At 68.3% G+C, this 14,843-nt stretch carries 14 protein-coding genes; 8 read left to right on the top strand and 6 right to left on the bottom strand.

What is annotated here, in order from left to right; translation table 11 throughout:
* Positions 1-159: 159 nt before the first annotated feature.
* Positions 160-414: a hypothetical protein gene (locus ACEZHJ_RS05315; RefSeq protein WP_375036310.1), complete on the top strand. Its 255-nt coding sequence runs from the start codon at positions 160-162 to the stop codon at positions 412-414.
* A gap of 117 nt (positions 415-531) precedes the next feature.
* Here the strand turns inward: ACEZHJ_RS05315 and ACEZHJ_RS05310 are convergent, their stop codons facing one another.
* From ACEZHJ_RS05310 to ACEZHJ_RS05300, 3 genes are all read right to left on the bottom strand, one after another.
* Positions 532-2,991 (bottom strand): bifunctional diguanylate cyclase/phosphodiesterase, encoded by a 2,460-nt coding sequence (locus tag ACEZHJ_RS05310; protein ID WP_375036309.1) that lies wholly within the window; start codon positions 2,989-2,991, stop codon positions 532-534.
* 30 nt (positions 2,992-3,021) lie between these two features.
* Positions 3,022-3,411: a preQ(1) synthase gene (gene queF, locus ACEZHJ_RS05305; protein WP_018719449.1), complete on the bottom strand. Its 390-nt coding sequence runs from the start codon at positions 3,409-3,411 to the stop codon at positions 3,022-3,024.
* Positions 3,412-3,655: 244 nt separating this feature from the next.
* Positions 3,656-4,324, bottom strand: coding sequence for an OmpA family protein (locus ACEZHJ_RS05300; protein ID WP_018719448.1), 669 nt, complete (start codon positions 4,322-4,324; stop codon positions 3,656-3,658).
* 293 nt (positions 4,325-4,617) lie between these two features.
* Between ACEZHJ_RS05300 and def the strand changes: the two genes are divergently transcribed.
* The gene (def, locus tag ACEZHJ_RS05295; RefSeq protein WP_018719447.1) at positions 4,618-5,121 is read left to right on the top strand and encodes a peptide deformylase; all 504 of its coding nucleotides are present in this window, start codon (positions 4,618-4,620) and stop codon (positions 5,119-5,121) included.
* A gap of 4 nt (positions 5,122-5,125) precedes the next feature.
* On the opposite strand, the gene ACEZHJ_RS05290 is transcribed toward def, so the two are convergent.
* Positions 5,126-5,308 (bottom strand): hypothetical protein, encoded by a 183-nt coding sequence (locus ACEZHJ_RS05290; protein ID WP_018719446.1) that lies wholly within the window; start codon positions 5,306-5,308, stop codon positions 5,126-5,128.
* A 227-nt stretch (positions 5,309-5,535) separates the two neighbouring features.
* Between ACEZHJ_RS05290 and ACEZHJ_RS05285 the strand changes: the two genes are divergently transcribed.
* Positions 5,536-6,246, top strand: a complete 711-nt coding sequence (locus ACEZHJ_RS05285; RefSeq protein ID WP_018719445.1) for a hypothetical protein — start codon at positions 5,536-5,538, stop codon at positions 6,244-6,246.
* Between the two features lie 10 nt (positions 6,247-6,256).
* Here ACEZHJ_RS05285 and ACEZHJ_RS05280 read toward each other — a convergent pair whose 3' ends face one another.
* A complete protein-coding gene (locus ACEZHJ_RS05280; protein ID WP_375036308.1) occupies positions 6,257-7,108 on the bottom strand; it encodes a sterol desaturase family protein in 852 nt (283 codons plus the stop codon).
* A 45-nt stretch (positions 7,109-7,153) separates the two neighbouring features.
* Positions 7,154-8,422, bottom strand: a complete 1,269-nt coding sequence (locus tag ACEZHJ_RS05275) for a uracil-xanthine permease family protein (protein WP_018719443.1) — start codon at positions 8,420-8,422, stop codon at positions 7,154-7,156.
* 299 nt (positions 8,423-8,721) lie between these two features.
* Between ACEZHJ_RS05275 and ACEZHJ_RS05270 the strand changes: the two genes are divergently transcribed.
* The 5 genes from ACEZHJ_RS05270 (at position 8,722) to ACEZHJ_RS05250 (ending at position 14,646) form a co-directional block, all read left to right on the top strand.
* The gene (locus ACEZHJ_RS05270) at positions 8,722-9,480 is read left to right on the top strand and encodes a hypothetical protein (protein WP_018719442.1); all 759 of its coding nucleotides are present in this window, start codon (positions 8,722-8,724) and stop codon (positions 9,478-9,480) included.
* Positions 9,481-9,570: 90 nt separating this feature from the next.
* Positions 9,571-11,028: a catalase gene (locus tag ACEZHJ_RS05265; RefSeq protein WP_018719441.1), complete on the top strand. Its 1,458-nt coding sequence runs from the start codon at positions 9,571-9,573 to the stop codon at positions 11,026-11,028.
* Positions 11,029-11,718: 690 nt separating this feature from the next.
* A complete protein-coding gene (locus ACEZHJ_RS05260; protein WP_051088259.1) occupies positions 11,719-12,693 on the top strand; it encodes a TRAP transporter substrate-binding protein in 975 nt (324 codons plus the stop codon).
* Positions 12,694-12,776: 83 nt separating this feature from the next.
* A complete protein-coding gene (locus ACEZHJ_RS05255) occupies positions 12,777-13,379 on the top strand; it encodes a TRAP transporter small permease (RefSeq protein ID WP_156831279.1) in 603 nt (200 codons plus the stop codon).
* A 4-nt stretch (positions 13,380-13,383) separates the two neighbouring features.
* The gene (locus tag ACEZHJ_RS05250) at positions 13,384-14,646 is read left to right on the top strand and encodes a TRAP transporter large permease (RefSeq protein ID WP_018719438.1); all 1,263 of its coding nucleotides are present in this window, start codon (positions 13,384-13,386) and stop codon (positions 14,644-14,646) included.
* The last annotated feature ends 197 nt before the right edge of the window (positions 14,647-14,843 follow it).

Below are 14,843 nucleotides of genomic sequence, written 5' to 3'. Positions count from 1 at the left end.
GGCACGGGCGTTCGTGAACTGGCTGGTGCGGCTCTGCAAGCTCGACGCCCAGCTGCTGGGGCGCCCGGAGCCGATGACGCTGGCCGGCTTCCCGCTCAGCCACGACTTCCTCGGGCTGTTCGACACGGTGGCCTCGGTGGGAGTGGTGAACCTGAGCGTGTGCTCGACGGCGACGAACGCTTTGCCCTCAATGCCCGGCGCCTCGGCATCTCGCTCAGCGACGAGGAGCGGGGCTACGCCGCCTACTACGAGCGCACCGGGCGAATACGCCCCGGCATGCCCGTCGACGCCCGCGAGCCGCCCTGGCTCGGCGCCGGCTACCTGCGCTCGCGCCGCATCTACGCCGGCGCCGATGACAGGCTGCTGACGGCGCGATCCCCCTTGTCCGGGTTTGCCGACGCGGAGACTGCGTAGCGCGGGACCGGGCCCCGCCGGCGTGCGATTGCTTGCCGCGGCTCCGGTTCGCGGTGAGGAGGGGCGGGGATCCCGGAACGAAGAGTCCGTGACCGGCGCAGGGTAGGGTACGCGGGATCAGCTCGGCCGGTGGCCGTGGATGATGGTCAGGTTGGGACCCCGCGGCCGGTGCAGGTAGCGCTCGATGGGGGTGGGGCGGCCGAAGAGATATCCCTGGGCGTAATCGATGCCGAGTTCGCGTACCTCGCGGAAGATACGCTCGTCTTCCACGAATTCCGCGATGGTGGAGATCCCGAGTTCCCGGGCGAGGCGCTGGATGGCGCCGGTGACGGCGCGGTCCAGGCGGTCGTTGGGCATGCCGCGCACGAAGCCGCCGTCGATCTTGAGGAAATCCACCTCCAGTTCCTTGAGGTAGCTGAACGACGCCATGCCGCTGCCGAAGTCATCCAGCGCGAAGCGGCAGCCGACGCTGCGCAGGCGCTGGATGAAGGTGCGTGCGGTGGCGTGGTTGGAGATTACTGCGGTCTCCGTGATCTCGAAGCACAGCGACTCCGGTGCCATGTCGTGGTGGTGGAGCGTGTGCAGGATGAAGTCGCAGAACGTCAGGTCGCCCAGCGTCTGCCCCGACAGGTTGACGAACCAGAGGGTGTCCTTGCGGTCATGGGGGCGGATCGTGCGGATGAGGTTGCCCACCACCCAGCGGTCGATGCTCGGCATCAGTCCGTAGCGTTCCGCAGCGGGCAGGAAGGTCCCCGGGACGATGATTTCGCCGTCACGGTCACGCATGCGCAGCAGCAGCTCCAGACGGCGCCGGCGGGACTCGCCTTTACCACCGCCCTGCCGGCACGGGAGGATCGGCTGGCAGTAAAGGCTCAGGCGGTTCTCGTCCAGTGCCTCGCGGATGGCGCTCACCCAGGTCATCTCGGTGCGGTAGCGATCGCTGAGGTGATCGTCCTCGCGGAAGACGTGGATGCGGTTGCGGCCATGATCCTTGGCGATGTAGCAGGCCGCATCCGCCTTGCTCATGGCCGATGCCGTGGACTCCGTGCCCGCGTTGATCTCGACGATCCCCGCGCTCGCTGTTACCGGGAACAGCCGCTCCCCCCAGCTGAAGCGCGTGGTCTCCACTGTGTGGAGATAACGCGCCGCGGCTTCGCGCGCCTGTTCGGCGCCGTGCCTGTGGAGCAGGATCCCGAACTCGTCGCCCCCCAGGCGGGCGACGCAGTCGCCGGTATCGATCAGTTCCGAGAGGCGGCGGGCGAGGCGGCGCATCAGGGCGTCGCCAGCCTCGTGGCCGCAGACGTCGTTGATGAGCTTGAACTGGTCGAGGTCCACCAGGCAGAGACTGGTCTGGCGTGTGGGTTCCTCGCGGACCCGGGAGAGCGCCAGCTCGATCTCCTGCTGGAAACCGGCGCGGTTGAGCAGCCCGGTGAGTGCGTCGTGACGGCTCAGGTGATCGAGCTGGGTCGCGCGCTGGTCGGCGAGTTCCCGTACCGCGCGTTCCCGGCGGGTCATCTGACCGACCAGCCAGGTGGCGAGCGCCGTGAGTCCCAGCGACAGGCCGAGCGCCACGGCGGGTCCGCGGAGGTCGTAGGCAAAGCGGGCGCCGGTAGCCGCCACGGCTGCGCTGTAGGTCCGGCCGCCGGTGCTCCAGACGTGTGCCAGATGCTGCCCGCCGGACCACTGGTACCAGGCCGGGGGATCGTCCTCGAACGTCCGGGTGTGCAGTGTCTCGCGGCTGTCGCGCCCGGTAACGTCGCTTACCGTGATCCTCAGGCCCTGGGAGCGAAGCACCGCGAGGGCGTCGGTGACCAGCGCGTGCACCTTGAAGACACCCTCCGCCAATCCCCGTGTGCCGCGGGTATGGATGTTGCCGTTGTGCTGGAATACCGGCACGAACACGAGGATCGCCGGTTCGTTGCCCGAATCCTGGACCAGGGAGGTGCTCGCGCTTGCGGAGAGTTCGGCACGGTCGATGGCGGCGCGTATGGCGTTGCTGCGCGCCTCGTTATCCGACGGGTCGAATCCGAGTGCGCGCCGGTTCTCGGTGAACGGCTCCACGTAGAGGATGGGGTAGTACTCCTCGCGCCTCGGCGCGCGCACCAGCTCGCCGGTGGCGCTCAAGTCCCGGATGGTGAAGCCGGGGAATTCGGCACGGACCCGTGCGATGAAAATCTCTCTGCCCAGGTGCGTGATGCGCGGTACCCATTCCAGGGCCTCGATGGTGGGGTGGCGGGCGAGGATGGAGCGGGCGAGGCGGGAGAAATCCTTGCGGGTGACGACCTGTTTGACCTGGAACAGATCGGCGATCTCGCGAACGCTCGCGAACTGCTGGCGCCAGGTCTGGGTGATGGCGGTGACGTGTTCACGCGCGGCGATGCGGAAGGCCGTGTCCGCGCGCCCGCGCTCATGGTGGTACGCGGCATAGGTCACCAACAGGCTCACGGTCAGCCCGAAGACGGCAACCACCACCGGCAGCAGCCAGGCGGGAAGGCGCGGGCGGGTGTGCGTGCGCCGGCCGTATGCCGACTTGCCGGCCTCCGGTGTGCCGTCGATGTCCCACCGCGCTCCGGTCATGCGCTCTCCCCCTCGGCGTCCGTGGAAGGCCTAGGGAAGGGTGACCGGTGTCGGTGGCCGCCAGCCCTCGGCGGCGTGCTCGCAGACCACCGTGGTGTCGATACCTCCGCGGGTGGCGAAGGCCATGCGCACGCGCATGAAACGCGGTGCCAGCCGGGCGACGAGGTCTTCCAGTATCCGGTTGCTCACGGCCTCGTGAAACGCGCCCTCGTCGCGGAATGACCAGACATAGAGTTTCAGCGACTTGAGCTCCACGCAGCGTGCGTCCGGGACATAGTCCAGGTACAGCGTGGCGAAATCGGGCTGGCCGGTCATCGGGCACAGGCAGGTGAATTCCGGGATGGTCATCCGGATGGTGTAGTCCCTCTCCGGGGCCGGGTTATCGAAGGTCTCCAGGTCGCGGCTCGGCTGACTCGGCATTGACGTTTCCTCGGTGTGAAGGGCCCTTCTGCGCGGGTTGCCCGACGGCGTCTTGGCGTGGGGCGAGCATACCACCCGCGGCGCCTGCGTGCCCGCTGCGCCGATGCCAGCACGTGATGTCGGTGAGGGTCAAAGGGGGGGCTGAACAATGCGGGGGGAGACCCGGAAACGAGAACGCCCCGCCGGAGAGGGCGGGGCGTCGGGACGGGTCGCCGCAGCGACCCTGACTCGGAAGCGCCGGCGCTTACTTCTGTTCGGTCACCGTCTTCATGCCGGTGACCTCGACCTCCACGCGCCGGTTGGGCTGCAGGCAGTTGATGAGCTCGTTGCGGCCGCCGGTGTTCTCGCACTGCACGACCGGATCACCCTCGCCCATGCCGACGACCTGCATGTCGTAGCCGGCCATGGTGGGCTTGCTCATGAGGTAGTCCGCCACTGCCTGGGCACGACGCTCGGAGAGCTTCTGGTTGTAGGCCTCCGGGCCGATGCGGTCGGTGTGACCGAGGACGCGGATGCTGCTGACCTCCCAGTCACGGTCGATGCGCTGGGCCATCTGGTCGAGGCGGGCACGGCCCTCGTCGGTGAGGGTGGCCTTGTCGAAGCCGAACAGCGTACGCGCATCGATGGTGACGCGCTCGGTGCGCTCAACCATCTTCGGCTCCGGCTCGGGCTCCGGCTCCGCGGTCTCGATGACGTCGCCGCACTCCTCGCGCTTCTGCATCTTCGACTGGTTCGGGTCGTACCAGCACTCACCGTCCGCGTTCTTCCAGACCGTGTCCTGCGGGTTCGACCAGTAGGCGCCCTCCTTGTCCATCATGCTGTTGTCGGCACTGGCGAGGCCGGCCGCTCCCAGCGTCAGCACCAGCCCCAGGCCGATGGGCAGAAGGGTGTTCTTCATATCGAAACGCATCATTGCTTCTTCTCCTGTCTCCCGTCGTGGGGATGTATTTGCCGTTTGCTAGCCGGTCCCTGCGGGAACCCCTGCAGCTCCAGTCTTTCAGTACTACCGTCCCGACAGCAAGAGTGTGCGCGATTTCACGTATTTCAACCGTGCGCACGCGTCGACATGTCGCCATGTGCGGCGCTGCATGTCTGCGTAATCGTAGAAGATAAACGCGGGTTTTCATTCCCGAGCCGTAAATGGCTATCGTATCCACGACCGGCCGTCGGCCATTAGTGACACCCCTCGGGAGGAAAGCCAGGACCATGCCGCATCCCATCGTGACCCATCCCGACCCGCGTCTTCGCCAGGTTTCGCGCCCGGTGGAACGCTTCGACGCCGAGCTCGCGTCGCTCGTCGACGACATGTTCGAGACCATGCATGCCGAGGAGGGCATAGGCCTCGCGGCGGTCCAGATCGGGATCCATCTGCGCCTGGCGGTCATGCAGGTCGAGGACAACCCTGCGCGGGTACTCGCCAATCCCACCTACGAGAAGCTGGGCGAGCCCATGCCGCTGGACGAGGGGTGCCTGTCGGTGCCGGGGGTGCGCGAGCGCACGAAGTCCCGGGTCGACCGTGTGCATGTGCGTGCACAGGACGTGCACGGCGAGTGGTATGAATTCGAGGCGGAAGGGCTGGAGGCGGCCTGTGTCCAGCACGAATGCGACCACATCGACGGCCGCCTCTACATCGACCACCTGACGCCGGTGCGGCGCAGGCGGCTGATCAAACGCTACGAGCGTGAACGCGCCCGGGAGACGGACTCCTGAAACCTCAGGCCACGTGCACCGTCAGCCAGGGGTGGGGGCGACGCATCGTCAGTCCGGGAAGAAGGCTGCGCCACAGCCGTGCACTGCCGGCGCGCATGGTCTGCGCACGCAGCGAACGGGCGTCGCGCGTAATCCGCTCGAGCTCGGTGGGGTTGAGATTGAGGACGGTAAGCTCATTGGCGGACATGGTCTTTGGTCTCCTGAATGATGCGGTGCGTCAAATGTTAATGAGCAGGATAACGCCCCGCATCTCAGTCACATAGACATCTTCGGGCATAATCCCCTTTCCCCGGCAGCACAGATCCGCCGATGGGGTCGCATTGCCGGTTTTCCGTCGGAAAGGGGTGGTGGATACCGGGGTCGCGTGATCTATACTGGCGCGCTTTGCGCAGTGTAGTGGTAGTGGACATCGGTATGGCATCCGGCAGCAGACATCCCCGACTCGCGTGGTCCCAGGTCACCCTCGATAGCGCCCTGGCGCGTCTGGCCGGGGTCGAGACCGCGTGCATGTTGCCGATCTGGAGCGACCGCGCCGACGAGGGGGTGCCGGGCGAGCCCGTCGAGCACGATACCACCGACCTGCTGCGCGGCCTGTCGCTCGCCTTCGGGGAGGGGCCGGAGGAGTCCGGGCGTGACTGGGCTGCCGTGCATTCGTCACTGCTGGTCGCTCTGGCGGAGGTGCGGCGGTTCGACAACGTCGATGCGCTGCTGCGCAGCGTGGCGCTGGATTTCCGTCGTGACGGCTACCGCCGGGAGGCAGTGGCGGCCGTGCGTACCGCCCTGCGCATACGACCCGACAGCCAGCCGGCGCGGTGCCAGCTCATCATCGGGCTGTGGTTCCTGATCTGCGACCAGCTCGAGCCGGAGCCGGACGTGCGCCTGAGCGAGATCCGCTCGCTGTTCGAGGGGTTCGGCGAGGCCAGCGGCGAGACGGCGCGGGTCCGCGAGCTCGTCGCCTTCGCCTATCTGGTATCGGTGTTCTTCGAGGAGATGCGCATCGACGAGGAGGTGACCTTCGTCCGCCGTGCCCGGGAATGGCTTGCCGACAGCCCACTCGCCGGGCGTCTTGCAGACATGCAGGCCGCCGGCTACGTCGATCTCGGCCGCCTCTGCGCGGTGGAGTGATGCGCCGGCCTCAGGCCTCGCCGTCGCGGTTGACCGGGTAGGGCCCGGTCGGGCCGCGCAGCGGCTGTAGCAGCAGCCGGTCCAGGCGCAGCTCACGGGGATCGCGGAACTGTTCCAGGCCGATGACCATGCCCTCGTGCCCCGCTGCCGGTTGCGGCCGGTAAGTGCCCAGGAGCCGGTCCCACCAGGACAGGCAGAAGCCGAAGTTGCTGTTGGTCTCGTTGCGGATCACCGAGTGATGGACCCGGTGCATGTCCGGCGTGACCAGTACCCGCCGCAGCCGGCGGTCCACCGCCCCGTTCAGCCGTACGTTGCCGTGATTGAACATCGCGCAGGCGTTGAGCAGCACCTCGAAGACCAGCACCGCCACCGGCGGTGCGCCGATCGCGGCCACCGCCGCCATCTTCAGCCCCATGGACAGCAGTATCTCGACGGGGTGGAAGCGCAGCGCGGTGGTGACGTCGAATTCCAGGTCCGCGTGATGAACCCGGTGCAGGCGCCATAGCGCCGGGACGGCGTGGAAGAGCACGTGCTGGAGGTAAATCGCGAGATCCAGGGCCAGCACGGCGAGGATCACCGCGCCCCAGTGCGGCAGCGTGACGGCGTTGAGCAGCCCCCAGCCCTGCGCTTCGGCGAGCAGGGCGAGCCCGACCGCCGCGGTGGGGAAGGCGACCCGCAGGACCAGGGTGTCGATCACCACGATGCCCAGGTTGCCCGGCCAGCGCCGGGCACGGGGGATAGCGCGGCGGCGGCGCGGAACAAGCGTCTCCCAGACCGCCATCGCCGCGAGCACGCCCGCGAACGCCGACAGCCGTACCCAGGGCTCGTGGCCGAGCAGGAAGGCGTCGAATTCGCTCATCATCCGGTGGACAACGCCACCGGGACCGGGTTCCGGCGGCGCCGGCCGTCACTCCCCGCGGCCGCGGCCCCAGTGCTCGGCGCCCGGCAGCAGCAGGTGCATGCCCACCGCGACCACGCTGCACAGCGCGATGCCCTCCAGACTGTACTGGCCGTGGCCGACAGTCAGCCCACCGATACCGAAGACCAGGGTCACCGCCATCACCGCCAGGTTGCGGGCGATGGAGAGATCCACCTGATGACGGACCAGGGTGTTGACGCCGACTACGGCGATGGAGCCGAACAGCAGGCACAGGATGCCGCCCATCACCGGCACCGGGATGCTCTGCAGTACCGCGCCGAACTTGCCGATGAACGCCAGCACCACCGCCAGGCCCGCTGCCCAGGTCATCACCCGGGGGTCGTAGTTGCGCGTGAGCATCACCGCGCCGGTGACCTCGGAGTAGGTCGTGTTGGGCGGCCCCCCGAGGCCGGCGGCCATCGAGGTGGCCAGCCCGTCGCCGAGGAGGGTGCGGTGCAGGCCGGGGCGCTTGAGGTAATCCCGGCCCGTGACCGAGGAGATGGCGAGGATGTCGCCCACGTGCTCGATGGCCGGGGCGATCGCCACCGGGATCATGAACAGGATCGCCCGCCAGTCGAATGCGGGTGCGGTGAATGCGGGCATGCTGAGCCAGGGGGCCTCGGCGATGGCGCCGGTGTCCACAACACCGTAGGCGAAGCTCAGCAGGTAGCCGGCGATCACGCCGAAGATGATCGGGATCAGCCGGAACAGGCCCCGCGCGAGCACCGCCACGGTCACCGTCACCGCCAGCGAGACCAGCGATATCACGATGGCGTCTGCATACGGAATGAGCTGCTGGGCGCCGTCGCCGCTCTTGCCCATGGCCATGTTCACCGCCGTCGGCGCGAGGCTCAGCCCGATGACCATGATCACCGGGGCGATCACCACGGGCGGCAGCAGCCGGTCGATAAAGCCCGTGCCGCGGGCACGCACGGCGCCGGCGAGCACCACGTAGAGCAGGCCGGCGGCCATCAGCGCGCCCATGGTCTCGGGCAGGCCGAAGCGCTGCTTGGCCGCGATGATGGGCGCGATGAACGCGAACGAAGAGGCAAGGAACACAGGCACCTGTCTGCGGGTCACAACCTGGAAGAGCAGGGTGCCGGCGCCGGCGGTGAACAGTGCGACATTGGGATCGAGGCCGGTGATCAGCGGTACCAGCACCAGTGCCCCGAAGGCGACGAGCAGCATCTGCGAGCCGGCGAGGGCCTGACGCGCCAGGCCCTGCGATTCGCTTTGTTGTGTTTCGTTGTCCTGCATGGGTGGTCTAACTCCCCTGGAGATGGCGGACGCACGGCGGGTGCGGCGGTGCAGGCCGCACACGCTGGATATGATGGAGAGCGCTGACGCGATCGGGCGGGCCCCGAGGTCATCTGCCCCGGGGGAGCAAGTCTGCCCGGCCGCGCTCGGCGGCGCAACAGCGCCGTTCGGCGGGCCCGCCGCGGGCATGGCCGGGTATCGGCGGGGTTTACGGGATAATGGCCGGTGGCGGTACCGTCGGGAAGACGCGCCGCGCGGCAACGGTACGTTCCGACAGGAGGACTGGACAGGTGAGCACGATGCGCAACAGGCGTTGGATCCCGGTGGTGGTCGCGGTGATGCTCACCGCGTTGCTCGCGGGCTGCGCGAGCTACGGCGAGCAGCGGGTGGCGCCGATCCCCATGCCGGCGTCCCAGGCGGATTCGGTCACGGTCAACGGCGCGACGCTGCTGGCGCGGGCCTACCTCGATCCGGACACGGCGGAGGAGGCCTTCGGTTTCGACATCCGGGGCGCCGGGCTGCTGCCGGTGCAGTTCGTCGTGGATAACACCACCACGGGCGAGGTGCGTATCGACGATGACAAGATGCTGCTGATCGACCGTGAGGGCAACGCCTGGCCCGTTCTCAGCGCCGATCAGGCGCTGGAGCGGGTGCGCACCCGGGTCGAGCAGGGCGAGGCTATCCGCAGCGGTGCCCGCAGCTCGCTGCTCACGGCGCTTGCCGGCGCCATTGCCGGCGCGGCCATCGGGGTGGTCAGCGGTGACGACGTGGTCAACACCGCCGGCAAGGGGGCCGCCGTGGGCGCTGCCGCGGGTGCGCTCGGTGGTGGTGTGAGCGGCTACGCCAACGTCGGCAAGGACATCCGCCGGGATCTTGCCGAACGCTCCATGCGGGACCGCGTGATCCAGCCCGGCGAGCTGGCCTACGGCTTCATGTTCTTCCCCGGGGCGAAGGAGGCGCAGTCCGTGGAGCGGCTGCGGCTGTCGGTGGTCGTCGACGGCGAGCGCCAGACCCTGCAGCTGCCGGTTTCCACCGTCACGGCGGGAGGTAATGAATAGCCTATCGTCATGATGCTCCCTTTCAATTTCACCCGGGCGCGGGTGACGCGTAGCGTTCTATCCGAATCGCACGCACAGGGAGATACAGCGATGACGGACAGAAACCGCCTCACCAACGCCGCGGGCGCCCCCGTGGCGGATAACCAGAACTCCAAGACCGCGGGACCGCGCGGCCCGGTGCTGATGGAGGACTACCACCTCCTCGAGCGCATGGCGCACTTCAACCGCGAGCGTATCCCCGAGCGCGTGGTCCACGCCAAGGGGGCCGGCGCCTATGGCACCTTCCGCGTCACCGCGGACATCACCGACTACTCCCGCGCGAGCGTGTTCTCGACGGTGGGCAAGGAGACGCCGGTGTTCGTGCGCTTCTCCACCGTCGCCGGCGAGAAGGGCTCGGCGGACTCCGTGCGCGACCCGCGCGGCTTCGCGGTGAAGTTCTACACCGACGAGGGCAACTGGGACCTGGTCGGCAACAACACGCCGGTGTTCTTCATCCGCGATCCGCTGAAGTTCCAGGACTTCATCCACTCGCAGAAGCGCCACCCCCGCACCGGCATGCGCGACAACACCATGCAGTGGGATTTCTGGAGCCTCTCGCCGGAGTCGCTTCACCAGGTGGTCTGGCTGCTCGGCGACCGTGGGCTGCCGGCGTCGTTCCGCAATATGAACGGCTACGGCTCGCACACGTTCAGCTTCTGGAACGAGCGCGGCGAGCGTTTCTGGGTGAAGTTCCACATCAAGACCCGGCAGGGCATCCGCTGCCTCACCGAGGCCCAGGGTGCGACGATCGCCGGCGAGACGCCGGACTACCACACCCAGGACCTGTTCGCGGCGATCGAGGACGGCGACTACCCGAAGTGGACCGTCTACGTGCAGATCATGCCGGAGGCGGATGCCGAGTCGTACCAGCTCAACCCCTTCGACCTCACCAAGGTCTGGCCCCACGCCGACTACCCGTTGATCGAGGTGGGCGAGCTGGAGCTCAACCGCAACCCGGACAATTACTTCGCCGAGGTCGAGCAGGCGGCGTTCGAGCCGTCGAACCTGGTGCCGGGGATCGGCGCCTCGCCGGACAGGATGCTCCAGGCGCGGCTGATGTCCTACGCGGACGCCCACCGCTACCGGCTCGGGGTGAACTACGCCCACATCCCGGTGAACCGGCCCAGGGTGGAGGCGCATACCTACCACCGGGACGGCTACATGCGCACGGACGGCAACTACGGTGCGGCGCCGAACTACGAGCCCAACAGCTTCGGGGGCCCGCAGGAGGACCCGTCCGTGGCCGAGCCGCCGCTGCGCATCTCCGGTGACGCGGGGCGCTACGACCACCGCGAGGGCAATGACGACTACACCCAGGCGGGGGAGCTCTACCGGCTGATGAGCGCGGATGAGAAGGACCGCCTGGTGAGCAACATCGTCGGCCACATCGGCGTGGTGCCGGTGGAGATACAGCGGCGCCAGCTCCCGCACTTCCACCGTGCGGACCCGGAGCTCGCCCGGCGCATCGCCGAGGGCCTGGGGCTGGACGTCGACGCCGTGGTCGCCTAGCGATCCGGTGATCCCCTGTCGGGGGCGGCCCCCCGCCCGCCCCCGGGCCCCCGGGCAGGATGGTGGGTGCCGGGTGCCGCCCACCGACACGGCGCCGGCCCGCCCCGGGCCCCCGCCGGTGGGGGGGCGCCCCGCGGCCCCCCCACGTCCCCGGTGCGGGATGTTGGCTGCCGGGAGCAGCCAACCTACACGGTGCGGCACCGCCCGGGACCCCTGCCATAGGCCGGCTGCTCGAAGGCAGCCGACGTCCCCGGTGCGGGATATTGGCTGCCGGGAGCAGCCAACCTACACGGCGCGGCATCGCCCGGGACCCCTGCCGTAGGGCGGCGGCTCGAAGGCCGCCCACGTCCCCGGTGCGGGATGTTGGCTGCGGGGCGCAGCCAACGTACCCGGTGCGGCACGGCCGGGGACCCCTGCCGTAGGCCGGCTTCTCGACGGCAGCCGACGTCCCCGGTGCGGGATATTGGCTGCCAGGAGCAGTCAACCTACGCGCCGTCATTGCGTGGCCTCGCGGTTCCCGCCCGCCTGTGAAAGAGAATCAGACTCTCGTGCAAATAATAATAACGATGGGTAAGGCCATGCGGCTTGCCGACCGGTAGCGTAGTCAATCACGTGCCCGGCCCGACCCGGTGTCCGGGTGCCAGGTGCCGGAATCACCGCGAACAACGACTACGAATGACGGAGGAGAGCATGGCGAACCATCGCAAACGGTTCCTTGTGGGCGCGCTACTCATGGCGTTCTGCGCCACGGCCGCCGCCAAGGAGTTCAAGCTGGGACTGATCGTCCCCGAGTCCCACGCCTGGTCCCAGGCGGCCAAGCGCATGGGTGAGGCGCTGGAGGAGCGCTCCGACGGCCGGCTGTCGGTCAGCATCTTCCCATCCGGCCAGCTCGGCGACGAGTCGCAGATGATGCAGCAGCTGCAGACCGGTGCCCTGGACATGGCCTTCCTTACAGTGGCCGAGGTCTCCAATCGCGTCGATGACTTCGGTGCGCTGTACGCCCCCTACCTGGCCAAGAACGTCAGCGAGGCGGACACCCTGCTGCACGCCAAGACGGCCCAGGGGCTGCTCGACCAGCTCCCGCGCAAGGCCGGCGTCGTGGGCATCGGCTACGGCATCGCCGCCATGCGGCTGATGCTGACCACCTACGAGGTCGACGACGTCTCCGATCTCGACGGCCACAAGATGCGGATCACGCCGTTCGAGCCCATCAAGGACTTCTACAACATCCTCGGTGCGGCCTCGACGCCGATGCCGCTGACCGATGTCTACGACGCCATGGCCAACGGCCAGGTGGACGGTGTGGATGCGGACATCGAGCTGGTCTGGAAGCTCCATCTCTACGACCACGCGGACACGCTGCTGTACTCCAACCACATGATGTTCCCGATGGTCGGCCTCGTCTCCGGCCGGGTCTGGGCAGGCATGGACAAGAAGGACCGCAAGCTCGTGCGCGAGACCATGTCCCAGTCGCTGGACGGTCTGTTCGACCGCTACACCGACGTCACCCAGGACATGCTCGACAAGGTCAAGAGCAAGGATGTGGAGATCCACCGCGTCGGGCCCGAGTTCTTCGGTGACAAGCTCGACGAGTGGGAGCAGCGCTGGCGCAAGAAGACGCCGGTGCTCGAAGAGCTGCGTGCGGACGCCGACCGGCTGCTTTGAGTATGGGGCTGGCACAGCAGCGTGACGGAGGTGGCGGCGCTGTCGCCGCCACCTCCGCCGGGGTCCGTGGCGACGGGGTCCCGATGGCGAGGCCCCGCGCGGCACTGAGGCGGCTGAGCGCCGCCCTGGGCTGGTTCGAGGCGCGTGCCTGTCAGACGCTGGCGGCGGCGCTGCCGCTGATGATCCTGGTGAATGTCGGCAGCCGCGCCATCGGGCAGCCGATCTTCTGGATGGACGAGCTGGCGATCTACACCATGGTGTGGCTGGCGATGTTCGGGCTCGCGCTGACCATCCACACCCGCGACGCGGTGTCGGTCACCCTGCTCCAGGACGTGGTGCCGGGGCCGTTACGCCGGTTCATGCGCGTGCTCTCCGACCTGATCGTAGTCGGCTTTGCCGCGGCGCTGGTCGTGCTCTCCTACCTCTGGTTCGACCCCATCACCTTCGCGCAGAGCGGCTTCGACGTGGCCGAGTTCTCCGCGCAGACGTTCAACTACATCTACCAGGAGCCCACGGCGACCCTCGGCATCTCCAAGACCTGGTTCTGGCTGATCGTGCCGCTGGTCGCGGTGACGACCCTCGTCCACGGGCTCGACAACCTCTGTGCGAGCGCCGCCGCCATGATCACCGGGCGGGACGACGCGGCGCCGGAGGCGGAGGACGCGCGGGCCGCCGCGCGGGAGTGACGTGATGGTTGCAGGTACCTTTCTCGCCCTGCTGTTTCTCGGTGTGCCTATCGCGGTGGTGCTTGCGGTGGCCGCGCTCGTGTACATCGGCGTGAGCGACAACGCCGTGCTCTACCTCTCCTATCCCCAGCAGTTCTTCGGCGGACTGGAGAAGTACGGACTGCTGGCGATTCCGCTGTTCATGCTCGTCGGCGAGCTCATGAACGAGGGCGGCATCACGCGCCGGCTGGTCTCGCTGGCCTCGGCGTTCATCGGTGCGGTGCGCGGCGGACTCGCCTACATCAACATCCTCGCCAACATGCTGCTCGCCTCCATCGTCGGCTCGGCGAACGCGCAGGTGGCGGTGATGTCGCAGGTCATGGTCCCGGAGATGCACAACAAGGGCTACGACCGCGGCTTCGCGACCGCCACCACGGCCGCGGGGGCGCTGCTCGCCCCGGTGATCCCGCCGTCCATGCTGTTCGTGATCTACGGTGTGCTCGCCCAGATCTCCATCGGCGACATGTTCATCGCCGGGATCATCCCGGGGCTGCTGATGGCGGTGGGCTTCATGGCCGTGATCGCCCTGCTCGGATTCGTTTACAACTATCCGCCCGGCGAGCGACTCACGCTCGCGGAGAAGGCACGCAACGTGGTCGCTGGCATACCGTCCATGCTCGTGCCCGCGGTGATCATCGGCGGCATCATCGGCGGGGTCACCACGCCCACCGAGGCCGCCGCCCTCGGTGCGGCGATGGCCGTGGTGGTGGGCAAGTACGCCCACGGCGAGATGCACTTCGAGCGCATGGGGCCGATGCTGCTGCGGGTGGCCACCAACACGGCGGTGGTGCTGGTGCTGGTCGCCGCGGCGAACGTATTCGGCTGGATCATCGTCTACGAACAGCTGCCGCAGGCGCTGACCGTCTACCTCCAGTCGCTGACCACCGATCCGTTCGTGTTCATGCTGCTGATCAACGTGCTGCTGCTGGCGGTGGGCACGGTCATCGACGGCATCGCCGCACTGATCATCCTGGTGCCGATCCTGCTGCCGGTGGCGCAGTCGACCTACGGCATCGATCCGTTCCACTTCGGCGTGGTCATCTGCATCAATCTCGTGCTCGGGCTGCTCACCCCGCCGGTGGGCGCGGCGCTGTACGTGGCCTCGCGGGTCACCGGTGTCAATCCCGGGGCGATTTTCAAGGCGCTGATGCCGTTCCTGCTGGTGACCGCCGGCGTGCTGGTCATGATCTCGTGGCAGCCGCGCCTCGTGACCTTCTTCATTCAGTGAGCGGCCGCGGCCGCCCCCCCGGGGGCGGCGGGGGCCCCCCCCCGGCGGTTGCGGGGGGGGTGTGAGCCAGGAAAGCAAGCCCGGGCCGGTTGTGTGTTGTGGGGGTCCACCCCCCCCCGTCGCGGCGGGGGGGGCGGCGCCCGCCCCCGGGGGGGGCCGCCCCCGGCCGCTCACTGAATGAAGAAGGTCACGAGGCG

Source organism: Arhodomonas sp. KWT2, assembly GCF_041949875.1.
Lineage (GTDB): Bacteria > Pseudomonadota > Gammaproteobacteria > Nitrococcales > Nitrococcaceae > Arhodomonas > Arhodomonas aquaeolei.
This window is presented reverse-complemented; position numbering and strand designations above follow the sequence as displayed.